This window comes from Pseudovibrio sp. WM33 (genome assembly GCF_001623165.1).
In the GTDB taxonomy this organism is placed as follows: domain Bacteria; phylum Pseudomonadota; class Alphaproteobacteria; order Rhizobiales; family Stappiaceae; genus Pseudovibrio.
In genome coordinates this window covers 44,926-65,497 of sequence record NZ_LMCK01000152.1, presented here as the reverse complement: position 1 = coordinate 65,497, position 20,572 = coordinate 44,926, and the positions used below count along the sequence as shown (strand labels likewise).

Below are 20,572 nucleotides of genomic sequence, written 5' to 3'. Positions count from 1 at the left end.
GATCAATGGTGAGAGTGCTGTTGAACAAGGGTTTGCAGATACGCTTCTTCCCAGTGATGAGATTGAGCAGGCTCCAAGCCAAGCTTCCGATAAGCCCTCACCAAATGCTGCGCAGAAGGAGCTTGATATCCTCCTTGCGCGTCTCAACGTACCAAAATCAAAACGTCGCTCACTTTGTGCGGCTTTGAAAGGGAGCACGTCTGGCGCTGCTCCATCCGGCAAGTCTGGCGCTGCCGTTCGAGCAGGAGTGCAAAGCCTCCTCGATAAATTGGATTCCATGTAAATCGGAGAACATTCATGAGAACGAAATCACTCATGCCCGCCATTTGCTTGGCGGCACTTGCTCTTGCTCGCCCTGATGCTGTTGTCGGGTCGGTACGCAATGACACTATGACCACTGAAGCGCTACTGGACAAAGTCAATCAGAAGCTGGATGACGTCACCGACAAAGTGAAATCTACAGCAGAAGATGCGCTCAAACAGGCTAAGAAATCTGGCGAGGTTTCGCAGGAAACCAAAGAGAAAGCCGACAAGCTTTTGACTGAGCAGACGGCTTTGAACAAGACTGTTGATGAGCTGAAAAACGCGCTGGAAGGCATCAAGAGCCAGACGCTGGAAATCTCACAGCAGGTGGCTGAGGGGAACGGCGGCGGTGGCTCTACTCCGGTGATGACACTTGGTCAGGCATTCGTGGCGGAAGATGACCGGATCAAGGCGTTTGCCGATGGTGGTGCACGAGGCAATCTGCGAATTACCGTCTCGAATGCAATCACCACTGCTGCAGGCTCGGCTGGTGGTTTGATCTACCATGAAGAGGAACGTGATCCGATCCGTATGCCTCGGCGTCGCTTGCTTATCCGGGATCTGCTGACCAAGGGCAAAACCAGTTCTGATCTGGTGAAGTACCGAAAGCAGACAGTGCGTGACAGTAAGGCGGCGATGGTTGCCGAAGAGGGAACAATGCCGGAATCCAGCTTTGGTTGGGAGAAGGCCACCTCTGAAGTCAAAAAGATTGCCCACGTTACCAATATCACAGAGGAAGCTCTGGCAGATTCCGACTTCCTGCAAACGGAGATCGACTCCGAGCTTCGTTATGGTCTGGATCTGGAAGAAGAAAAGCAGATCCTTGCTGGTGATGGGCAGGGTGAAAACCTGAAGGGGCTTTTGACTGAGGCTGTGGCATTTGCTGCGGCTGCTGGCCTACCCAATGCCACGCGGATTGATCGTCTGCGTCTTGCCATTTTGCAGGTCGCATTGGCGGATTACGTTTCAACATCCTTTGTGATGAACCCGACTGATTGGGCGGCAATTGACCTCCTGAAAGATAGTCAGGACCGATACATCTTCGGTAACCCAGGTTCAATGAGCACTCCAATGCTCTGGGGTAAGGATGTAGTGGAATCCAACACCATGTCTGCGGGCGAGTGGTTGACTGGCGATCTGGCGATGGCGGGAACTTATTATGACCGTCAGGAAACTGAAGTGCTCATTTCTTCCGAGCACGACACCAACTTCATTGAAGACATGCTGACCATGAAGGGTCGTAAACGGGTTGCTCTGGCGATCAAACGTGCTGCGGCGATGGTGAAGGGCAACTTCGTCTTCGGGTAATCTTGAATAACCGAGGCCACCAACTGGCTCTGCAATCTTCTGATTGCAGAGCCTTTTTCAGGAGAATGAGCATGTACGTCAAAGTGAACTCAACACGCCATACCATCCTTGGTACCTTCCGGTTTGGCTGTGTCTACAAGGTCAATGACAAAGACGCCAAAACCCGAAAGGTCACCAAACCGCTGATGGAAGGTGATGATGCGCCTTTAAAGCGGCTGACTGCCAAGCAAGTGCAGGCGCAAAGTATCAAGTATCTCGATCTGACCGGGCCTGCGAATGAAGACGCAGGGGAGGAAGAATCCGAAGAGGGTGGAGAGTAATCTTGTCTTTGATCGAGCTGGAAGAGGTGAAGCGTCATCTGGCCATTTCACATGGTCATGATGACGATCTCCTCCTCACGTTTATTCGCACGGCGGAAGGGTTTGCTGCGCAATATCTGCGGCGAGATCTCAAGGCCGACTTTCCAGATGGACTTCCTGAGCCGATCAAGACGTGTTTGAGCATGCATGTGTTTGCGCTCTACACCAGCCGGGGTGGTGATGCTCCTCCACCTCCTGCTTATGAAGTCATGATGGCTCCCTATAGGAACCTTGCCGGATGACCAGTAAATCAATGCGGGAGGTCGTCTCGTTCGAGGCTTTGGTGTCGAAGTCTGATGGTTATGGCAACCATGTCTCTGATTACGAGCCGCGCTTTGAAGAGCGTGCGCACTTCAAGTTTCTACGCGGCGGTGAGCGTGTGATCGGTGCCCGCCTCGAAGGTATTCAGCCGACTGTGGTTACTATCTGGCGCTCTCCAGATACTGAGGCGATCCAAACCAGTTGGCGTATGAAAGATCTTCTCTCAGGTACCATCTACGCAATTCGCAGCAAGATCCCGACAGATGACCAGCTCTATTTTGAGCTGACCTGTGAAAGCGGTGATATCGATGGTTAAAGGTGAGCAAGAGTTTCGGCAGTTCATGCGCAAAATCTTGCCTGATGCCGTTAAGAACGCTGCTCGGCAAGCTATGGAGGAAGGGGCAGAGCGTATCGTCCAGTACATGCGCCTGCTGGTTCCCAAAGATGAGGGCGAACTGCTTGCAAGTATCGGTTGGACGTGGGGTAAACCACCTGAAGGTGCCATGGTGGTTGGGAAAGTGAAATCATCTGAGCGCGGTCTTCGCATTGTGATTTATGCAGGCAACGCCAGCACAATGGTCACCAACAAGCGCGGCATCAAATTCCAAAATGCTTTAATCCAAGAGTTTGGAACCAAAGATCGTAAATCCCATCCCTTCTTCTATCCCGTTTACCGCTCGCAGCGCCGTGCTGTGAAGTCCCTGATCACGCGGCGTATTAACAAAGCAATCAAGGTACTGAATGATGGCTAATCCAGATCTGGAGCTTCAGCAAGCCGTGATTGCTGCTTTGGCGGGAGACGCTGCGCTCATGGAGGTGGTGCACGGTGTGTATGACAGCACTAAAGCTTCCTCTGATGGAGCGCCTTGGGGGGATCAGCAAGGTTATGTGAGCCTTGGCCCTGAAGATGAATCTGAGGATCATCACGACTGCTTCACCATAGAAGAAATCACAGTTCAAATTGATTGCTGGTCAAAGAAACCCGGCAGAGTGCATGCAAAGCAGATTTTGCGAGCGGTGCGCAATGTACTCAGCGGTGCTGAGCTTCCTCTTCCTTCCTTTGGCAACGTGCTTACCGAGCTGGAACTTCAGCGGATTGTTCCAGATCCAGAAGAGGGCGTAACGCACGGAATTTTGCAATTCACATTCGAAATCCAAGTTCACTAACGAAAGGGGTTTGTCATGACTAAGCCGACAACAGAGCGTTTTGAGGAGATGGTCCTTGAGGTCGATTTTGCGGAAGATGGTAACTACGCCAGAGTTTGCGGCCTTAAGGGTGTTACGATCCAGCGGCAGGCGAATGTTGATGAGACCGAGGTCGTGGATTGCGATGATGAGAGCAAGCCTAATGAGATCTTGAGTGATGTGCGTTCTGTGAAGGTTTCTGTTTCGGCAGAAGGAACCTGGGCGCAGGAGTCTCACGGCAAGATGATGAACTGGTTTTATTCTGCAAAACACCTTCCGGTACGTCTTGGGAACAAAAAAGCGGCATCTGGCGATCCTGAATGGGAGAAGGCTCCTGCAATTTTGTCTCAGCTCTCTCAGGCGCGTTCTGATGGTAAGGGGCGCGTTACGAAAACTATTGAGATCAATATGGTCGGCACTCCTGAAATCGAAAACAAAGCCTGAGCCTGATCTATGGAAGCCAAAAGCATTGAATGGATTGGTGGGCAGCACGAATTTGTGCTGAACATCGGTCAGCTTCGTGCGTTGCAGAAGAACTGCAACGCTGGCCCTGAAGTCATCCTCCTGCGCATCACGACAGGGACCTGGTTCATTGATGATCTGATTGAGACCATACGCCAAGGCTTGATCGGTGCTGGAATGTCAAACAAAGAGGCAGGGCCGATGGTTCTGCATCTGTTTGAGTTGCATGGGGTGCTTGAGTTCAAACCTGTTGCGATTGAGATCCTGACCAATGCACTCGTAGGCGAGGATGATGATCCCGTGGGGGAGCAGGCAGGGGTGAGGCAACAGGAGAACTCTGGCAGTTCTCCAAGTTCTACAAACGAGGAGCCGCAATAGGCTTCACTCCACGAGAAATCGATCAGATGAGCCTATGGGAATATGTGACCTGTGTTGAGGGTTACAATGAGGTCCATGGTGGCAAATCTGGGAACCCCAGCGGTGAATTTTCAGATGAAGAGCTTCGGGAACTGGGCATTGAAGGGTTTTGATTGATGGGAAAGAATTCTGGCCTGACTATCCCTCTTGAGGTCACCTATAAGAAGTTCCATGATCAGATGTCTCGTTCCGCGGCTGCTGCGGTTAAGTCATCTAATCGGATGGCTGCGGAGAACAAAAAGCTTCAGAAGCAACTGGAGCAAACGCAACAGAAATTCGCGAAACTTCAGGCATCTGCTGGCGGGATGAACGATAATTTTGGCAAGATCGGGAAAGCCTCTCAAGGTGCTGGTAAGGAGATGCAAGGCTTCATCAATGTCTCCAAAGGTGGGCGCTTTGCCATCCAGAACACGTCCAATCAGATTGCTGATATGGCGGTGCAGTTCGAGATGGGCACTGATCCCATGCGGATCATGGGGCAGCAGATCCCGCAGCTTGTAGCGGGTTTTGGAGCTTTGACTGGTACTGTCGGCTTGTTAATGCCTGTTCTGGGGGTGATTGCGGGGATTGGTTTCCCTCTTGCTGGCGTCCTCTTGAGCATGGGTGACAATGCAGAAGACGCCAGCAAGAAAGTTGATGCCTTCACCAAGGCGTTCAATGAAGCTGAAAGCGCGATCTCGCGAGCGAAGAGTACCATTTCTGATTATTCCAAGAATGGACTGGAGAATTTGCGAGACGCTTACGGTGAGGTCACAAGCGCTGTGCTTAATCTGGTCGGGGCATTGGCTCAGCTGGATGCGCAAACCGCTCAATCTAAGACCAACACTGCTTTAGATACTTTCTTTGAAGATTTTTTAGCTGGAGACGCAGCTTTTGCAGAGCTGGATCTTCAGCTGAAGAAGTATCAGGCAATCCAGCATCGTATTGAACAGTTGAGCAACCCGCTCAGTCAGTCCCGCTCAATTGATGCTATCGGGCTTGAAGGTGTTGAGAACACACTGAAGGAACTCAATGCAGAGCTGGAGCAATCTTCTGATCTCGTCAAGGTCTGGGCTGCTGAGATGGCTACGCTTGACGGGGCAAGGGCAAGCGGCAACATGGAGCAGGTTGCTGAATCGCTTGCGAAGATGCGTGCGATACTGACGGGGCTTCCTGATGATAAAATTGCAGAAGTCGGCTTGGAGCTAGCGAAGGTCGAAAGCCTTGCTCGCCAGTCTGCAAATACAACCAAGCGCCTCAAAAATGCTGCCGATAGCGTGCAGCTGAAAGACCTTGCGACAGATGCGACCACAATGGCCAATGAGATCAGTCGCGCAGCTGATGCGATGGAGACCATGAAGCTCAATGGTCTGGCTTCGCTTGAAGAGGCTCAGGTGCGCTTAAGATACAATGATGATCCGGTGTCTCGCGCTGGTGCATTGGCTGCTCTGGAATTTGATCGCACTGTTAATCCGCTTGCACAGCAGGTCGGGCCTACGGGTGGGACACAGCTTGCCAAAGAGCGCGAAGAGTACATCCGCATGGCTCGCGAACAGGCTCGGCTTCAGGAGGCTTTACGACCTGCAACCAAGAAGGGTCCAGATGTTTTGGGGCTGGGTGATCAGGATGTCACTGCGCTTGAGCGCCGAGTTGAGATGCTTGGCCGTACCCGCGAAGAAGTTGCAGCGCTCACTACAAAATACAAGCTGCTTGATATGGCAAAGCAGCAGGGACTGGATCTTGATGAGCGCTCTGTGCAAACCGGACTGACGCTTCGGGAAGAGATTGAGGCGCGGGCCAAGTCCGTTTCCAGACTAACTGGTGAAATTGAAGAGAAAACTCGGCAAAGCCGATTAATGGTGAGCGTTAATCAATCCATCGCCAACGGACTCTCTGATGCCATATTTGAGGGGGAGCGGTTCGTTGATGTGCTTGGCAGGATAGGCATCGAAATTGGTAAGATGGTGTTGCAGTCTTCTGTTTCCAGCTTCACTGGCTCAATTGGTAGCGGCGGTGGAGGTGTTGGGGGGGTCCTGTCAACATTGCTCTCCAGCTTCGGAGGCTTTTTTGCAGAAGGGGGCAACCTGGGGGCTGGCAAATGGGGCATTGCTGGTGAGCGCGGTGTTCCTGAGCTGATTGAGGGGCCGGCAACAATCACTCCGTTCCATAAGCTTCCTGAGGCTAGAGGTGGAGGTTTAGCGTCTGGCCTGCGCATTCGAGTAGAAACTTCAAAGTTTCTTGAAGCACATATTCAAGAAACTGCGGGAATGGTAGTGCAGCAATCAAGCGCTGGTCTGATTGCCGCTGGTGGACAAGCTGGCGTTGCACTCGTTCAAAAGAATTTCTCGGCTATGCAGGCCCAAACTGCTGCGCAGGTGGGTTAGATGGTTGCCTATCTTGAGTGGCCACGCTGTCTTCTTATGCCGCGTCACTATGCGTCGGGACTAGATCCGCAGGAAACCCCTGAAGAGCGCATGTCGCTCACTGGCCGCTTGTCTAATGGTTCGGTGCCGGGATTGGGGATCTGGCGTCCGAAACTGGTAGAGATACCTGTTCTTCGGCGCATGAACCAAGATGTATACGAAGGCATCGTGGCCCAATTGCATGGGCGAGATGTGCCTGTTCTGCTGCCGTTTTATCATTTTGGCAGATACCCCAAAGCGTCAGAACCGAGCGACACAACATTCTCGAACGGTCAAACGTTTGAAGGTGGTGCAGGTTTCTTTGTCTCTGGCACAACAGCCTTGATTGCAAAGAAGGCTGAGGCCGGTACGGTTTTTGTCTGTATCAAAAAAGTCTCGTGCGGAAAAATCCGTCCTGGGCATGCGTTCTCTGTTGGCTGGCACCTGTATCAGGTGCGTTTTGTTGAAGAGCAGGATGATGCGACAGCAAAGGTGCAGATCAGGCCAGAACTTCGGGATGATATCTATATCAGAGATGAAGTTGAGTTTGTGCGTCCAGTCGTGATGGTGACTGTTGTTAATGGCGCTGCATTCAATGTAGAGATGCAGTTTGGCCGATATGCCGCGCCTTCGCTCCAGTTCATTGAGAATACGAAACCGCATGTGCCAAGTGAAGGTGAGTGATGGGCTTATATTCGCAAGAGCAGATTGCAGTTATCAGGCGTAACAAAGCACGTGTTGCAAGGGCTTGGGAATTTCGTTTCACGTCTGAGACAGTTTGTATTTGGAATGGCAATGTAGACCGACGGTTTGCTGACAATCCAAATAAGTTCCTTGGGATGAGAGGGCAGCTTGAAGCGCCTAATGTTCCGTTTTCCAGCAAAGGGGAAAATGGAACTGCATTCTTCCGGGTGCATGGTTTGCCTTCCTGCATCAAAAAAATGATGTGGGATGCGCAGGCTGAGGTTTATGGAAACTATATCATTGAGTATGCCATGATACTGGACCGACGGACGCTGCAGCTCGTTGGTCCTATGGTTCTCAATCAGGTTTATGTGATGAGACGCTTGAGGGCTGCACGTCAGGGTCCGACTGTTGGTGGCGGTTCTCCAAGTTACAGCCTCTCAATTCTTGTTGCGACGGTGTTTGAGCATCGGGCTGAAGCAGCTTATGGCAGATATACAGAAGCAGACCAGAAGGGCCGGTATCCAGATATTGGTGACAAGATTTTCAACTACGCTCCTGTGATTGCCAGAGGAACACCAATCAAGTTGGTATGAGCGAGAAGCTTCTCCAGACTTACTTCCAGCATGCCTATGCCAAGGGGTTTGGTTATCAGCCAGACTGTGTTGACTGCTGCCGTTTTCCTGCTGATTGGATTGTTTTTTGTGGCGGTCCAGATCCGGCTGCACGCTGGCGAGGGCGATATGAAACCGAGGGCAAAGCTCTTGCTTTTGTACATGAAGCAGGCGGGCTGGTGAACATACTGGATCTGGGTATGACGTCTGCTGGTCTTCAGCAGGTTGGTCAACCTCGTTCAGGTGATGTTGGGTGCGTTGTGGCTCGGGCATGCCGCAGTGTTGTCGGAGCGATTTATTGCGACGATGTCTGGTGGACAATCAGCGAGCTTGGAGTTTTGCCGGTAGCTGCGAGATGTCTGAGAGCGTGGAGGATTCCTGAATGCCAATGGTCTTGCCAGCAATAGGAGCATTTATAGCGGGCGCAGCCGCTGCTGCCGGGATTGGTAGTGCTCCTCTCAGCCTGATCGCTTTAGGAGCTGGAGGGGCTTATGCGGCTGGGGCTGCTACAGTGGGAACCATTGCGACTGCGATCAGTACTATTGGTGGCGCTATTGGAGTTGGAGCTGTCATTTCTGCCGGGGCTTCGATTGCTAGTGTTTTGCTTTCAGCTCCTCAGACTCCCGTGCAATCCCTGCCAACCAGTCAGCGACAGATTGTAAGAGAATCTGTTGGATATCGTCGAAAAGGATGGGGCAGGGCTGTTGGTGGAGGGCAGTTGCTTTTTGCTGCTGTGAAGTCAGGGAGTAGCCGGTGGCCGAGTGGTAACAACTATTGCATGGTGATTGCCTTTTGTGATGGCCGTGTCTCTTTCTGGCAGTCGTTTTTGGTTGATGGCTTGGAAGTCTCGTCCACTGACGGTGAGGTCAACAATGAAGAATACGATGGATACTTGCGCCTTCATGTACGGGAAGGTGGGTTAAATCAAACAGCCTTCACGCACATGCAAGAGGAGTTCCCTGAGGTCTATTCTGAGGAATGGCAGGGTGCGGGGGTGGCTTTGATAGCAGCTGAGCTGCGGTGCACTAATGAAGTTTACGCCAAGTTTCCCAATGGGTGGCGTACTGAACTCTCTGCGATTGCCGATCTGTCGCCTGTATTTGATCAGCGTGATCAAGAGCAGACACTTGATGATCCGGAGACATGGAAGTTCAGCAGCAACGCAGCGCTGGTCATACAAGATCACCTGAAAGCTCCGTTGGTTGAGAACGGTTTTGCGATACCAGTTGATCTTTTGGATCTGGATGACTTTGCCAGTGCTGCGGACTTGAGCGGGCTTCAGGTTGCTGGTCCTGAGGATACGGTTCGCGATCAATGGAGCTTATCGGGGTGGGCGCGGTTTGACGAAACGCCAGCTGCCATTTTGCAACGGCTGCTTACGGCTTGTGATGGACGTTTGCGCTTAACTGGAAACGGCAGGATCGGTTTATCCGTTGGAGGTTGGCAAGAGCCAACTGTGGTTCTGACTGACGATGACTTATTATCTCTCGAAGTTACGCAAGGCCGGTTCGTATCTGGTGCAGGGACGGTGATCAAAAGCCGGTATGTGAGCCCATCGCATGGTTACATCGAGCAAGATGCTATTGAGTTTGAACATCCCAATGCCGACACGTTGGGTCGAGAAATCACGACAGCTGATTTCTTGATGGCTTCGAACCACGGTCAATGCCGTCATCTACAAAAAACTACAGCAGCACGTTTGAATGCCGAATACGAGATCCAGTGCGTTGCTGATATTGGCGGACTGGCTGTTGTTGGAGAGAGGTTTATCAGGCTGCAAAGTGCGCTTGAAGATGTTGATGCCATCTTTGAGGTTGGGAATGATCTCCAATATCTGATCGATGACAAAGAGAATTTTGTGGGTGTGTCATTCTCAGCTCGCTCAATCACAAAGGAAGATGTTGAATATGATGAGGAGGTGGATGGTGTTGCTCCTCCTGAGGTTCTGCCTGCTCTGGAAAATGGGATCAACCCAGATCCACCCACTCTAACCGTTAGCGGTAGTGACCAGAAAAAGACCTTCACCCTATCTGACAGTAATGCGTCGTTGTTACATCAAATCGCACTTGCTGATGTTACAGATGGTGGTGAGGAAGTCTTTTACATTTGGCTGGAACCCGGCGATATGAGTGCTCAAAGAACACTGATAGGCGGGCATAGTTACGAGGTCCGCGCCAAGTCGCTGACGATCTCCGGCATCTCTTCTTCTTACTCTCCGGTTCAAAGCTTCGAAGTGTTTTAGCTCTAAGAAAAAATTGAACTTTCTTTCCATCATCGGCGTTTTAGGCAACAAGCATTCCGCTTATTTAGTGTCCTTTGCTCTATGAGGTTACAGATGAACCATCCTTATGATCCTGATGTGTTTTTGCGAGATAATGTAGTCAGTGGAGATGCGGACAGCGGTGTCCATCGGGTTTCTCTTGCACAGCTTCGACAGTACGTAAAGTGGTTGGAGCGATCTGGTGTGAGTGTGATCGCTTCTTCTGAAGCCGAGTTAGCCTCGGTTCCCGGTAGCAGCAAAAATATTAAAGCCGAAGTGCGAGGGGCTGATAACAAATCGGAAAACGGCTACTACTCATGGGATGAAAATGCTGCGAAGTGGGTCAAGCGGGCAGCTCTCGATTTGACCTTTGGCCGACTTGTGGATGTGTATGGGTCGTCTCAGGAAATTAGAGCAACTCTGATTGGGTCGATAGAGAGTGGTCACGCCGTTGCCATGGTTGGAACAGCACTACACACCAATGAAGCCGGTGGAACGTTTATCTCGATTGATGGTGATCGAGAAGAAATCTTCGGTCCGTCTGGTGAGGAGCTTGGTGCTGGATATCTTGTGGCTGGCAAGGCCTTCCTTCTTACGCGGAATGCTGATGGGGCGCTGCGATGCAGTTTTTCTGGAGATGCTGTCGGCGCAGCTCAGCAAGCGACAGAAAGTGCGGTGGCGGCAGTTGCAGCGCGAGATGAAGTTCTAAGCCTTGCAAATGATGCGTTGACTGGAGGTAGTGCTCAGGTGTTGTCAACCTTGGCTGCAGCACAGCTTCTGGATCTTCCGGCTGGTGTTACCGAGTTTTGGGTGAACGGCAATGAGGCGGCTGGCGATGGTGGGCAAGGGGTTGTTCTTTACGACTCGGATAACTCAGATCTGCCGAATGCGCTTTATGCCCCTGCTAAAGTAGGTCGTTTCAAGAGAGGAATTGTTGGCGAGATCCGCGCTTCGCAACTAGGGCTTAAAGACCATGATACGTTAGATCAAAGGGACAAGTTTCAAGACTTCTTGCGAGTTTGTGAAGGCGAGAACATGGCTGCCGTTCATGACCTGGGGACCATTGATTGTGCCGGTGGAACCGTTTTTTGGAATGAGCATGGCAAGGCGGTTGGTGGTGGTACCATTAACGGCTCTACTTTGCGTGGTGTAACGCCTCGGCTGAATAGAATCACAAACTGCTATTTCACAGCTGGTGATCAGGAGAACTACAACGCCAAGCCGGGAAATCGCTCACGCATGGAGAACATCCATTTGGAAGGAGCCGTGCGTTTCATCAATATCGAAGGTGTGATGGCGATCCATGGATGTACCTTCTTTGCATCGCAAATGCTTGACTACTCCGATATTCCAGATGACTGGATGATTGATAACACTAAGTACGCTTCAATCGAGTACATCGTCGAGATGATGTTCAACAACCATCCGATCATCACCACAACAGCGGTACAAAATGGCCTGTTGGCTAATGGTGTAGAGGGCCTTGGAGCTATGCGCGTTTCGCAAGATGGGAACTTGTCGTGGATTGGTGGTCGTATGAACACCAACCTTGAAGGCATTCGTTGGGATGGGAATCCGATTGTTGCAGGAACAGGGGCACGTCGAGCGGAGTTACGTGGAATTCACTTTGAAAGTAACCAGCGCTCAGCGATTGTTGTGAAGGCGATTTCTGACCTGAAAGTCGATTGTCATATTCGGGGGAATGGAGACAATTGGGATACAAACTATCCTTTAATTGATATCTCCTCCCTACAAGCCAAACATATTGATATACGCGGGCATATTCGAGGGAAGACAGATCAGACTGTCGGGATAGGCGTTCGTGCTGAGCGTGTGAAGAACCTGAAAATTGCCGCTGAGTTTGAGGATCTTGCGACGGTTGTTGAGGCACAAGACTTTGTGGAGGGTATCGAGTTTGGTATGGTGACGATCAACAATGTGCCACCCAATACTGCTTTCAGGATTAGTAAGAAAGCAAAGCCATACCTACCTCATCCATTAGCCACAAACGCTAACAGCGTTGTTGGATCCGACAGTCATCTCGATAAGTTATCTGACAGCTTCACGGGAATTCAGATCGATCAAACAAAGTGGCAGCTCAATATTGGGAGTGATCCTCAAACTGAGGCGATATTGAGCAATGCTGCGCTCAAAGTTCATACTGGAGCTGATGTAGATCGCACGATAGGGAAGAATGGAGTTCAGATTGGCAGTGCTTCCATATGGCTCCCAGAGCGAGGTGGGTTGCAAATGGAAGCCACAGTTGCTGTTTCGACGAACAACACTTACTGCTTTACAGGTCTTTGTGCTGATCCATCGTTTACCAAATTGTTTTCTGTGAGCGGGTCAGATGTTACGACTGTTGTTAATGAAGCTGTTGGTTTCGTTCACGACTTTGCTTCAGATGATAAAAACATCTTTGCGTTGTCGGTAAAGGAAGGCGTGATCCAATCGATTGATACCGGATTGCAGCTGAACTCGATTAAAGATCGACGTTTCTTGATGGTGATTTCCGAAACTGGTGATGTGACTATGTACATTGACAGTGAGGTGGTTGCTGAATTCTCAGCAGCGATCATTCCTAGTCAGGTGTTCTCGTGTGTTTTTCAGGGCGGATCTGATGGGTTGGACGGTAAAGATCTGTTCCTTAAGCACGTCGCAGTTCAACAATTCTCAGATTGACATGTGTGCGTAACAACACCTAGCGTTGAGTTGGTAATGTTGCAGGCGAGGAGGTCGGAATGCCACTCCATGTAATTTCTGGGCGGGATGCGGTTAACGCGAGAAAGGGAAATCCAGTCTCAAGTTGGCCTGCTAGAGGACGTAACAATAGATTTGAACCTCTTGCTCGCCCGGACATTCAAGCTAGCTTTACATTAGAACCGGGATCTACAATCTTCACGGTTGGTTCATGTTTTGCTCGATACGTTGAGCAGAGATTACTTGAAGAGGGGTTTCGCCTTCCAGCTCGTGATTTGTTTCGGCGTCCAGAATTCAGAGAATTGCAGTATGCCTCAATAAACAATTTCGGTGCGCCTTCAATTTACAACGAGTTTGCTTGGGCGCTTGATCCTGAACGTTCATACGATCTTGACGCAAACATTTGTGAGGTTGGAGATGATAAGTACATCGACCTGCATGTACTTAATACTATCCGTCCCGCTCCATTAGACGTTGTTGTTTCAAGGCGAACGGCGATTACAGAGACATACAAAACGGTTTGTGAAGCTCAAACTGTGATTATCACACTCGGTCTGTCTGAGGTTTGGTTTGATACTTTGACGAGCACTTACCTCAATGTCGGGCCTTTGCCTCGCATTATGCGACAGTACCCAGACAGGTTTCAGCTGCATGTGCTTAGTTACGCTGAAGTTCTGGAGCACCTTTGTGCAACGATAGAGTTGTTGAATAATCAAGCTCGTAAACCGAACATCCTGCTAACAGTGTCTCCAGTACCATTACAAGCAACGCATAGAGATATGGATGTCGCTGTTGCCAACACATACTCCAAGTCGGTGTTACGGGCTGTGGCCGAAGAGTTGACGTGTTCTTTTGGTAACGTGTTCTACTACCCTAGCTATGAATCTGTGATGATCACAGATCGAAAGCTAGCTTGGGAAGATGATCAAGTCCATGTCACAAGCGATGTGATTGATCTGCAAGTTGCTCGGATGATCAAGGCATATGCTCAAAAGGGTGGTGTAGACCTACGAGATAAAATTCTTGAAAGACTGCAATCTGGGCCTCGACTGCGTGAGGCGACTAGACTGTTTGAAGATTACCGAGACATAATCGCAGCAGATGAGGAACTTCTTCGTTGGTATTTGAGGGTTCTTATTCAGCGAGGTGAGCCACAAGTAGCGTTAGACCTCATGTCTGATCTTGAAGTTGATGGAAACATCCAGCCTTTAAAAGTTCAGGCGCTGCGAAAGTTGAAAGAGTTTGGTCAAGCAATGATTGTCTTAGAAACATCGTTGCATGCGCGATCCCGCAATCATGCATTATGGCAAGAAGCCCTAGAGACTTATATTGATCAGAGCAGCGTGAAAGAGGCGCTTGAAATTGTTGATCAGTGGGTGAGTGCTACGCCGGGTGCGGCGGGTATGATTTACCGGCGTAGCGGAAAAGTTTTTGAGAGACTTGATAGCGAGCTAGCTTACGAGATGTACCAAAAATCTTTAGAACAAGATCCAGAAAGTGATCTTACTAAGACCGCTCTGGATAAGCTCAATTTTTTATAACTCGGATACTCTCAAGTATATGCAGCTCTTTTGTTTGTGACACTCCGCTTTCAAGGCGAGTGTGAGATTGCGCAAGCCATTACAGCTATTGCTTTATGCTGTGCGCGAAATAGTAAATCCATCCAGCATTCCATTGTTTATGTGATCTGCCGCCCTTTTTAGGGCGGCTTTTTTCATGGAGAAATGTCGATGAAAACTACCAAAACCCGCCTAGTTGGGGCGTCTGCGGTGCTGCTTGTTTCGTTCGTTGGTGCTTGGGAGGGCCTTCGCACTAGCGCGTATGAGGATCTCGTTGGTGTTCCGACGATTTGTTATGGCGAAACTAAGGGAGTGACGGTCGGAGACACTGCGACCAAAGCCGAGTGTGACGCTATGCTAAACGCCTCCCTTAAAGAGCATGAGGCAGGGATGCGCAAATGCTTGACGCCTCCAGATCAGATACCAATCAAAACCTACCTCGCTATGGTTTCCCTTTCATACAACATTGGCACTGGAGCGTTTTGCAAATCGACAGCTAGACGGCGGCTGAACTCGGGTGATTGGGTTGGGGCGTGCAAGGCGGCGACTTGGTTTAATCGAGCTGGTGGCCGGAAAGTACAGGGGTTAGTTAATCGTCGACAAGCTGAGTATCGAATGTGCATGCAAGGGGCGCGGGAATGATAGGGCTTATTGGGTCCTTCCTCTCTTTTGGTGTTGTTGTACTGATAGCCTATGGCGCTCTTGCTGGGGCTGCTCTGGCTTTTCTTGCTCGCTTCGATCCGCGCACCCCTGATTGGCTTTCCACACTGGCTGCAGTCTCTTTGCTGTGTGTTTCGATCTGGCACTTCTCTGCTCTTCATCATGACCGGGAAGCCGAGGTTGCTCAGCTGCGAGCAGATTACAAGGCGCTCACTCGTGTAACTGCAGCCCATAAAATCATTGCAGAACAAGCTAATTCCGGTCTGTTGGAGCGCATTCAGCAGATGAGGGGGCTTGAAGAAAAGGTAAGAGATTATGAGCTTGAGTTGGCGAGGGGCTCTGCTGCTGCTTGTCCTTCAGACCCCGCTTACGTTAACCGGATGCGGTCACTTAAATTCCGAAAAGCTTTATAGACTTCCTGATCCTCCACCAGATCTCACAGCCAGTTGTAAAGATCCTGGCATCAGTGGTGACAAGGGGCTGGATGCCATTAGGCATCGTGCAGCTTTGATCGCTTGTGATGCCAAACGCCAAGGGTGGCAGCTCTTTTACGACAGCGTGCAGGACAACTTGAAAGGTGATGCGAAATGACGCCGAAGACTGAAGCTGGGGCGCTCACGGGATTAAGCCTGTATGGGGCGCTGGGATATGCAAGCAGTTATCTGGATCCAGCACTTCAACTCTTGCTGTTGATCGCAGTTCTGATTGGTGCAGTTCTCCTCGCTTGGGGACGCTGGGTTGATGTCCGCAACAAGCGGTTAGAAACCCGCATAAAGATGCTTCAAATTGAAAAGTTAGAGCAAGGTGACGGCTAATCACGGCTTGCCTCAGATGCGAGGATAAACCGAAATTGATCGAGTTCTCTCTGGCTAATGGTCAGGGAGATAGACGTGTTTGCACCACGTCCATCCACGGTCTGTCTGATTGCTCAGTCCGTGAGAGCTTGCGGCAATGCTGAAAGGCTCTTCCCTACTGACACTATACACCCGTTAATCGTCAGCATTGGGAAAATTGCCAAAGCCTGAAAGCTATCCTCTATGAATTTGTTTGGAGAAGTTGAGCCGGTCAAGGCGGAGCCTATCGCGCCTTACCTTGGAGGTAAAAGTCAGCTTGCCAAGTCGATTGTTGGCAGAATTCAGCAGACCAAACACACAACGTTTGTTGATGTGTTTTTTGGTATGGGCGGGGTGTTCTTTCGCCGGGTGTCTGTGCCAACAGCCGAGGTGATTAACGATATTAACTCCGAGTTAGTCACTCTCTTTCGTGTGCTTAGGAGCCACCCTGAGATATTGCTGCAGGAGTTAAGTGTAATGCTCGCCGCAAGGACTGAGTTTGATGCTTTGAAGAAAGCAGATCCTACTCACATGACGGACATTCAAAGGGCAGTGCGCTTCTATTACTTACAGCGCTTGTCGTTTGGTGGGAAGTCGACTGGGCGTTCCTTTGGTGTCTCCCCAGATCGACCATCGCGGTTTGATATAAACCAGTTGCGAGAAAACCTGAGGCTTGCGGCATCGAGGCTTAGTTCTGTGACTATCGAAAATCTAGATTGGCGAGAGGTTTTATCTCGCTACGATTCCGCAGGAACACTCTTCTACCTCGACCCTCCTTATTGGGGAGGTGAGGCGGACTATGGGAAGGGTGTATTTGAAAGAAAGGACTTTGCCCAAATGGCTGAGTTACTATCTGAGATAAGGGGTCGTTTTCTGCTCTCGATCAATGATCGGGAGGAAGTCCGGACAACCTTCGAAGGCTTCAACCTGGAGCAAGTGCATCTCAATTACTCAATCGGTAAAGAAACCGGAAAGAAGGTGGCAGAGCTGATTATATCCAACTAACTCAACCACCCAGTTTATATGAGAAACCTTGACGCTCGCAATCATCCCCGATTGCGGGCGTCAAGTTCTTTTGGGCTAGGGATTTTCAAGCCGTCATTCCGCAAGAGGTGGTAGAAATATTCTTTCTTTTGCAAGCCTAGTTCCTTTTGTCTGGCTTCCATCATTTCAATGATGGGGATGGGAACCTGAGAGTAAGAGACGTTACTTCTCTCAGCTTTGCGTAAGGCGTTCACAAATGCCTCGTACTCGCTTGGTCTATCTTGTACTAGCTGTGAGATTATCTCTTCCACTGAACGTCTCTCAGTGGGCTCTGTAGCGGCTTCTGGGGCGGTCTTTGCTTTTGGAGTGTCAAGATCAATCAGCTTTGGTTTTCGTGTTTTATAGTCTCCCATAGCTACCTCACGCTGCTTCTTTGTGGGTGATCGCTGGTGGAATGAGGCGCTTAGAGCGAAGTTCGCGAACTAGTTCTTGAGAGTGGGCCTTTGCTAGCCCTCTGAGATGCTGGCCAGTATTCAAAGCAGTTTTGAAGGTTGTGGATTGCCAGAGGACTGCGTCCAGAACATCGAGGTCTGCTTCCTCCGTAAGTTTAGCTGAGATGGCGTCGTCATTGATCTGACCGCGTTTGAAGTCCGTTCGGACCACGGCGCTATTGATTGCTTTGCCGATCTCAGCGCTCAGCTTGGAAAGGAAGCGTTGGGTGTTAATCGCACCTTGGATGTCTGCAATCGTTGCGGTGCAGGGGATTAAGACCAGATCACTTGCGGCTGCGACGTATGCAGCGATACGCGTGTTAAAGCCTGCTGTGTCTACAAGGGTGTAATTGTACTGGCCTTGTAGCTCTCGCAGTAAGCCGGAGATTTCGTTGTCGTTCGTTTCGTGGACATGATCTATTTCGCCACGGGAAGCAACCTCTTGCTCTGCCCACAAAGAGGAAGAGCGCAAGGCGTCGGTGTCTGGAATGATGACGTTGTGTCCTTCTCCAGCAAGGATGCTCGCCAGTGAGACGGTCAAGGTGGATTTACCGCAGCCACCTTTCTGCTGAATTACTGAGATTGTGTGTGTCATGCTGTGCCCTCAACAAAAGTTAGTTGCCAGACAACAGTATTTAGACACCAGATAACAGACAATCCGTTACAAATAACGGGCAATAGCGAATAGCAAACAGCAAACAGCAAACAGCTAACAGTTTACTAATGTAGGTTACAGCAGATTAGCGGCTTTGCTCGCCGGGGTGTTGCGGCACCATGTGCTGGTAGCAAGGGCGGGTCACAATGTTGGTAGATCCACAACGCGAGCATCTCAGCCTTCGTGCAATATGAATTACGATTGTGTGCTCAGGCATTCCCTCAGTCGAGACGTAAGCAGTTTTTTGGCAGTTGTCGCAGTGAGCGCGAACCGGGGCGTTGAGTTCCTTTAAGTCTGCCAAGGTGACGGGGTTGTCAACCATCTTCAGCGTTCCTTCGTCTTCTTCGAGCAGTGTGACCGAAGTTTTCGGACCCACCGATTTTTGAGGTGATTGCTTGCGCCAATGTGGCTTGCTACCCGATATGATAGGTGCAGCTCGTGGGACACCTGCAATTTAACTCCTTGAATTGTAAAGAGTGCTTTGTATGCAATTACGGGACACTCATTTATTGAATGTACTGAATTATTTTGGTTTTTTGTAGCTCCTCCGGGCCTACCACCTTTCCTATCTTGTTCATTTCCCTTTTAGAACGGCTGCCTTGATGTAACTTGCATTCAAGTTATGCATTTATGCTATCTGCATGATGTAATCGTGGGGGCTCTATTAGAATTGATATTTATACCACTATGAATTTATATGTGAGATATTCTATCAGGCATCTACTAGGTGAAATTAGTTTAAAGTAATCACTTGGTTCTTACCTTGTTAAAAGAAACTAATACCTCGATATGTCGAGAGATGACACAATAGTATTCCCCTAATATACCAAAGCTACATCGATACAACTGACACTTTCTTTCTCAGAAATTTATCGTGAAGTCCTCGTTAGATTAGGGGTTGCTATGAGACTAAATTCTGCTCTCGGGCTTATGCTGGGGTGTGTCCTCAGTGTTGGCTCCTCTCACGCACAACAACTTGTTTATCAGCCGACTAATCCGAGCTTTGGCGGATATGCGGCTAATACTACCCACCTTTTTGCAACGGCGAATGCCCAGAAAACTGCAACTGTCGGAGGAAGCAACAAGTATGGTTCCGGGTCTGGTAGCGGTGCTGATGGTTCTGGCAGTAGCCTGGCTGATTTGTTTGTACGCCAGCTGCAGAACCGATTGATTTATGCTCTGGCGGATCAGGTATCCCAGGCGATTTTTGGTGATGATCCGAAAGACAGCGGCACTGTGAGCTTTGGCGACCAGAAGGTTTCTTTTGTTCGCGGCACAGATTCCATTCAGCTGCAGATTATTGATGAAAGCACGGGTGCCATTACCGATATCACGGTTCCTGTCCTGCAGGACGGTACTCCCATAAATTAATGCCAGGTTATTGATATGATGAAGAAATCTATTGTTGTTGCCATGGCGTTGTCGTTGTCTGCCTGCGGGCCGGTAACACGCATGGCATTTAGTCCCGGACCTCAACTTGCAACGATCTCGGTGCAAGCCAGCAAGCTGAAAAAGCTGCCCGCTCCGAAGGAACCGATTTACGCTGCTGTCTACAGTTATCAAGATCTGACAGGCCAGTATAAGCCGTCTGACAAGGTCCAGACACTGTCACGATCTGTGACGCAGGGCGCTGACACGATGCTGGTTCGTGCGCTTCAGGATGCCGGGGATCGCAAATGGTTCCGCGTGGTTGAAAGGGGCAATCTTGATGCTTTGCTGAAAGAACGCCAGATCGTTACGCAGATCCGCAAAATCTATCTGGGTGAAGACAAAGTTGATCCGAAGGTTCTGCCACCACTGCTTTATGCGGGAGTTCTGTTTGAAGGTGGTGTCGTTGGGTATGACAGCAACACCCGAACAGGCGGATTAGGGGCTCGTTATCTGGGCATTGGCGGAAATGCGGATTACCGGCAGGATGACGTGACTGTTTCGCTGCGTGCTGTCAGCACACGGACCGGTGAAGTCATGGCCAACGTGATGGTTCAAAAATCCGTTGTCTCTGTCGGGCTGAAAGGCGGCGCGTTCCGCTACATCGCTTTGGATGAAATTTTAGAAGCCGAAGCTGGTATCACCAAGAATGAGCCTGTCACCCTTGCTGTGCAGCAGGCTATTGAGAAGGCGGTTTACTCCATTGTTATGGAAGGGGCGCGTGTTGGAGCCTGGAGTTTTGAGAACCCGGCTCAAGCCAATGCTTTGTATCAGGAATACACATCTGAGAAGGCACAGGTCACCCAGCGTGTAAAGGTTAAAAAGGCTCGCCCCCCATCGAATATGGGTCCTTACAGAGGCAGTGTTCCACTGGCACGGTCAAACCTGTGGGCGAATAAGAAATCTTAGGATGTTGCAAAATGTTCAGCAGTTCTAGAACAACATCCATCTTTTTCCTCTTGATCCAAAATTTCTCTAAGCCATTGAAAATAAGTGACTATGAGAATTGGTGGCAAGAGATCTCGGTT

Annotated in this window: 24 protein-coding genes and 1 pseudogene; 23 read left to right on the top strand and 2 right to left on the bottom strand. The window is 50.1% G+C overall.

Annotated features, from left to right (window positions below):
• From PsWM33_RS27565 to PsWM33_RS25585, 21 genes and pseudogenes are all read left to right on the top strand, one after another.
• A pseudogene (locus PsWM33_RS27565) lies at positions 1 to 283 on the top strand (head maturation protease, ClpP-related); the annotation flags it as partial.
• A 14-nt stretch (positions 284 to 297) separates the two neighbouring features.
• Positions 298 to 1,611, top strand: a complete 1,314-nt coding sequence (locus PsWM33_RS25675; protein ID WP_063302122.1) for a phage major capsid protein — start codon at positions 298 to 300, stop codon at positions 1,609 to 1,611.
• 71 nt (positions 1,612 to 1,682) lie between these two features.
• A complete protein-coding gene (locus PsWM33_RS25670) occupies positions 1,683 to 1,931 on the top strand; it encodes a hypothetical protein (protein WP_063302121.1) in 249 nt (82 codons plus the stop codon).
• A 2-nt stretch (positions 1,932 to 1,933) separates the two neighbouring features.
• Positions 1,934 to 2,212: a head-tail connector protein gene (locus PsWM33_RS25665; RefSeq protein WP_063302120.1), complete on the top strand. Its 279-nt coding sequence runs from the start codon at positions 1,934 to 1,936 to the stop codon at positions 2,210 to 2,212.
• Complete coding sequence (locus PsWM33_RS25660; protein ID WP_057462215.1) at positions 2,209 to 2,547, top strand: head-tail adaptor protein; 339 nt, start codon at positions 2,209 to 2,211, stop codon at positions 2,545 to 2,547. Before PsWM33_RS25665 ends, PsWM33_RS25660 begins: the two co-directional genes overlap by 4 nt.
• Positions 2,540 to 2,983, top strand: a complete 444-nt coding sequence (locus PsWM33_RS25655) for an HK97-gp10 family putative phage morphogenesis protein (RefSeq protein ID WP_153040015.1) — start codon at positions 2,540 to 2,542, stop codon at positions 2,981 to 2,983. Before PsWM33_RS25660 ends, PsWM33_RS25655 begins: the two co-directional genes overlap by 8 nt.
• Positions 2,976 to 3,398 carry a DUF3168 domain-containing protein gene (locus PsWM33_RS25650; RefSeq protein ID WP_193778480.1) on the top strand — a complete coding sequence of 141 codons (423 nt, stop codon included), beginning with the start codon at positions 2,976 to 2,978 and terminating at the stop codon, positions 3,396 to 3,398. Before PsWM33_RS25655 ends, PsWM33_RS25650 begins: the two co-directional genes overlap by 8 nt.
• 15 nt (positions 3,399 to 3,413) lie before the next feature.
• Complete coding sequence (locus PsWM33_RS25645; protein WP_057462213.1) at positions 3,414 to 3,860, top strand: phage tail tube protein; 447 nt, start codon at positions 3,414 to 3,416, stop codon at positions 3,858 to 3,860.
• Positions 3,861 to 3,869: 9 nt separating this feature from the next.
• Positions 3,870 to 4,256 carry a gene transfer agent family protein gene (locus PsWM33_RS25640; protein WP_063302118.1) on the top strand — a complete coding sequence of 129 codons (387 nt, stop codon included), beginning with the start codon at positions 3,870 to 3,872 and terminating at the stop codon, positions 4,254 to 4,256.
• A gap of 26 nt (positions 4,257 to 4,282) precedes the next feature.
• Positions 4,283 to 4,408 carry a hypothetical protein gene (locus tag PsWM33_RS28740; protein WP_275078583.1) on the top strand — a complete coding sequence of 42 codons (126 nt, stop codon included), beginning with the start codon at positions 4,283 to 4,285 and terminating at the stop codon, positions 4,406 to 4,408.
• Between the two features lie 3 nt (positions 4,409 to 4,411).
• Positions 4,412 to 6,658, top strand: coding sequence for a phage tail length tape measure family protein (locus PsWM33_RS25635; protein WP_063302117.1), 2,247 nt, complete (start codon positions 4,412 to 4,414; stop codon positions 6,656 to 6,658).
• Entirely contained in the window at positions 6,659 to 7,360 is a 702-nt protein-coding gene (locus PsWM33_RS25630; RefSeq protein WP_063302116.1) for a hypothetical protein, read from the top strand.
• On the top strand, positions 7,360 to 7,956 hold the full coding sequence (locus PsWM33_RS25625) for a hypothetical protein (RefSeq protein ID WP_063302115.1): 597 nt from the start codon (positions 7,360 to 7,362) through the stop codon (positions 7,954 to 7,956). Before PsWM33_RS25630 ends, PsWM33_RS25625 begins: the two co-directional genes overlap by 1 nt.
• Positions 7,953 to 8,381 (top strand): DUF6950 family protein, encoded by a 429-nt coding sequence (locus PsWM33_RS25620; RefSeq protein WP_063302114.1) that lies wholly within the window; start codon positions 7,953 to 7,955, stop codon positions 8,379 to 8,381. Before PsWM33_RS25625 ends, PsWM33_RS25620 begins: the two co-directional genes overlap by 4 nt.
• Positions 8,357 to 10,216: a hypothetical protein gene (locus PsWM33_RS25615; protein ID WP_063302113.1), complete on the top strand. Its 1,860-nt coding sequence runs from the start codon at positions 8,357 to 8,359 to the stop codon at positions 10,214 to 10,216. The genes PsWM33_RS25620 and PsWM33_RS25615 overlap by 25 nt, the downstream gene beginning before the upstream one ends.
• A 93-nt stretch (positions 10,217 to 10,309) precedes the next feature.
• Positions 10,310 to 12,916, top strand: coding sequence for a hypothetical protein (locus PsWM33_RS25610; RefSeq protein ID WP_063302112.1), 2,607 nt, complete (start codon positions 10,310 to 10,312; stop codon positions 12,914 to 12,916).
• 59 nt (positions 12,917 to 12,975) lie between these two features.
• Positions 12,976 to 14,475 carry a GSCFA domain-containing protein gene (locus PsWM33_RS25605; RefSeq protein ID WP_063302111.1) on the top strand — a complete coding sequence of 500 codons (1,500 nt, stop codon included), beginning with the start codon at positions 12,976 to 12,978 and terminating at the stop codon, positions 14,473 to 14,475.
• A gap of 189 nt (positions 14,476 to 14,664) precedes the next feature.
• Entirely contained in the window at positions 14,665 to 15,135 is a 471-nt protein-coding gene (locus tag PsWM33_RS25600) for a lysozyme (protein WP_063302110.1), read from the top strand.
• Complete coding sequence (locus PsWM33_RS25595) at positions 15,132 to 15,566, top strand: hypothetical protein (RefSeq protein WP_063302109.1); 435 nt, start codon at positions 15,132 to 15,134, stop codon at positions 15,564 to 15,566. Before PsWM33_RS25600 ends, PsWM33_RS25595 begins: the two co-directional genes overlap by 4 nt.
• A 174-nt stretch (positions 15,567 to 15,740) precedes the next feature.
• On the top strand, positions 15,741 to 15,968 hold the full coding sequence (locus tag PsWM33_RS25590) for a hypothetical protein (RefSeq protein ID WP_063302108.1): 228 nt from the start codon (positions 15,741 to 15,743) through the stop codon (positions 15,966 to 15,968).
• Between the two features lie 222 nt (positions 15,969 to 16,190).
• A complete protein-coding gene (locus tag PsWM33_RS25585) occupies positions 16,191 to 16,991 on the top strand; it encodes a DNA adenine methylase (protein ID WP_063302107.1) in 801 nt (266 codons plus the stop codon).
• A gap of 41 nt (positions 16,992 to 17,032) precedes the next feature.
• Here PsWM33_RS25585 and PsWM33_RS25580 read toward each other — a convergent pair whose 3' ends face one another.
• On the bottom strand, positions 17,033 to 17,383 hold the full coding sequence (locus PsWM33_RS25580) for a hypothetical protein (protein ID WP_063302106.1): 351 nt from the start codon (positions 17,381 to 17,383) through the stop codon (positions 17,033 to 17,035).
• Between the two features lie 7 nt (positions 17,384 to 17,390).
• On the bottom strand, positions 17,391 to 18,056 hold the full coding sequence (locus PsWM33_RS25575; protein WP_063302105.1) for a ParA family protein: 666 nt from the start codon (positions 18,054 to 18,056) through the stop codon (positions 17,391 to 17,393).
• A 963-nt stretch (positions 18,057 to 19,019) separates the two neighbouring features.
• On the opposite strand from PsWM33_RS25575, the gene PsWM33_RS25570 reads away from it, so the two are divergent.
• Both PsWM33_RS25570 and PsWM33_RS25565 read left to right on the top strand, forming a co-directional pair.
• Positions 19,020 to 19,487, top strand: a complete 468-nt coding sequence (locus tag PsWM33_RS25570) for a curli assembly protein CsgF (protein WP_208860170.1) — start codon at positions 19,020 to 19,022, stop codon at positions 19,485 to 19,487.
• Between the two features lie 15 nt (positions 19,488 to 19,502).
• Entirely contained in the window at positions 19,503 to 20,453 is a 951-nt protein-coding gene (locus tag PsWM33_RS25565) for a CsgG/HfaB family protein (protein ID WP_057465680.1), read from the top strand.
• Positions 20,454 to 20,572 lie beyond the last annotated feature (119 nt).

Coding starts and splice junctions, on each gene's coding strand:
- PsWM33_RS25615 (WP_063302113.1), top strand. CDS start 8,357: ATGCCAATGGTCTTGCCAGCAATAGGAGCATTTATAGCGGGCGCAGCC.
- PsWM33_RS25575 (WP_063302105.1), bottom strand. CDS start 18,056: ATGACACACACAATCTCAGTAATTCAGCAGAAAGGTGGCTGCGGTAAA.
- PsWM33_RS25610 (WP_063302112.1), top strand. CDS start 10,310: ATGAACCATCCTTATGATCCTGATGTGTTTTTGCGAGATAATGTAGTC.
- PsWM33_RS25675 (WP_063302122.1), top strand. CDS start 298: ATGAGAACGAAATCACTCATGCCCGCCATTTGCTTGGCGGCACTTGCT.
- PsWM33_RS25600 (WP_063302110.1), top strand. CDS start 14,665: ATGAAAACTACCAAAACCCGCCTAGTTGGGGCGTCTGCGGTGCTGCTT.
- PsWM33_RS25565 (WP_057465680.1), top strand. CDS start 19,503: ATGATGAAGAAATCTATTGTTGTTGCCATGGCGTTGTCGTTGTCTGCC.
- PsWM33_RS25625 (WP_063302115.1), top strand. CDS start 7,360: ATGGGCTTATATTCGCAAGAGCAGATTGCAGTTATCAGGCGTAACAAA.
- PsWM33_RS25635 (WP_063302117.1), top strand. CDS start 4,412: ATGGGAAAGAATTCTGGCCTGACTATCCCTCTTGAGGTCACCTATAAG.
- PsWM33_RS25605 (WP_063302111.1), top strand. CDS start 12,976: ATGCCACTCCATGTAATTTCTGGGCGGGATGCGGTTAACGCGAGAAAG.
- PsWM33_RS25595 (WP_063302109.1), top strand. CDS start 15,132: ATGATAGGGCTTATTGGGTCCTTCCTCTCTTTTGGTGTTGTTGTACTG.
- PsWM33_RS25670 (WP_063302121.1), top strand. CDS start 1,683: ATGTACGTCAAAGTGAACTCAACACGCCATACCATCCTTGGTACCTTC.
- PsWM33_RS25590 (WP_063302108.1), top strand. CDS start 15,741: ATGACGCCGAAGACTGAAGCTGGGGCGCTCACGGGATTAAGCCTGTAT.
- PsWM33_RS25620 (WP_063302114.1), top strand. CDS start 7,953: ATGAGCGAGAAGCTTCTCCAGACTTACTTCCAGCATGCCTATGCCAAG.
- PsWM33_RS25640 (WP_063302118.1), top strand. CDS start 3,870: ATGGAAGCCAAAAGCATTGAATGGATTGGTGGGCAGCACGAATTTGTG.
- PsWM33_RS25655 (WP_153040015.1), top strand. CDS start 2,540: ATGGTTAAAGGTGAGCAAGAGTTTCGGCAGTTCATGCGCAAAATCTTG.
- PsWM33_RS25585 (WP_063302107.1), top strand. CDS start 16,191: ATGAATTTGTTTGGAGAAGTTGAGCCGGTCAAGGCGGAGCCTATCGCG.
- PsWM33_RS25645 (WP_057462213.1), top strand. CDS start 3,414: ATGACTAAGCCGACAACAGAGCGTTTTGAGGAGATGGTCCTTGAGGTC.
- PsWM33_RS25650 (WP_193778480.1), top strand. CDS start 2,976: ATGGCTAATCCAGATCTGGAGCTTCAGCAAGCCGTGATTGCTGCTTTG.
- PsWM33_RS25630 (WP_063302116.1), top strand. CDS start 6,659: ATGGTTGCCTATCTTGAGTGGCCACGCTGTCTTCTTATGCCGCGTCAC.
- PsWM33_RS25660 (WP_057462215.1), top strand. CDS start 2,209: ATGACCAGTAAATCAATGCGGGAGGTCGTCTCGTTCGAGGCTTTGGTG.
- PsWM33_RS25580 (WP_063302106.1), bottom strand. CDS start 17,383: ATGGGAGACTATAAAACACGAAAACCAAAGCTGATTGATCTTGACACT.
- PsWM33_RS28740 (WP_275078583.1), top strand. CDS start 4,283: ATGAGCCTATGGGAATATGTGACCTGTGTTGAGGGTTACAATGAGGTC.
- PsWM33_RS25570 (WP_208860170.1), top strand. CDS start 19,020: ATGAGACTAAATTCTGCTCTCGGGCTTATGCTGGGGTGTGTCCTCAGT.